This is a genomic window from Klebsiella sp. HMSC09D12, assembly GCF_001808475.1.
Lineage (GTDB): Bacteria > Pseudomonadota > Gammaproteobacteria > Enterobacterales > Enterobacteriaceae > Klebsiella > Klebsiella oxytoca.
This window is the reverse complement of record NZ_KV793468.1, coordinates 567-906: the sequence shown is the minus strand read 5'-3', so window position 1 is coordinate 906 and position 340 is coordinate 567. Positions and strand designations below refer to the sequence as shown.

At 67.1% G+C, this 340-nt stretch carries 1 protein-coding gene; it reads right to left on the bottom strand.

Annotated elements, in window-relative coordinates:
• Window positions 1-340 (bottom strand): Ig-like domain-containing protein (locus tag HMPREF3178_RS30880; protein WP_139146027.1); only part of this gene is annotated, 340 nt, incomplete at both ends.

Sequence of the window (340 nt, the reverse complement as noted above, 5' to 3'; positions counted from 1 at the left end):
AGACGGCGCGGTGGTATCAATTGTCAGCTCAAACGCCGGGGAGCGCTCGCTGACGTTCCCCGCCTTATCCGTCACCGTGGTGCTCAGGCTGTGGCTGCCTTCATCCAGTGCATCAGGGGTGTAGCTCCAGCGTCCGTCCTCGCCGGCAACCACGGTACCCAGCACCGTGTCGCCGTCGTAGATCGTGACCGTGGCCCCCGCCTCCGCCGTGCCGCTCAGGGTCGGCGTGGCATCGTTGGTCAGATCGCCGCTGGCCAGCGGGCCGGTGTGTCCGGCCACGTCGTCGGTCACCTCCGGCGCACTGGCAGACGGCGCGGTGGTATCAATTGTCAGCTCAAAC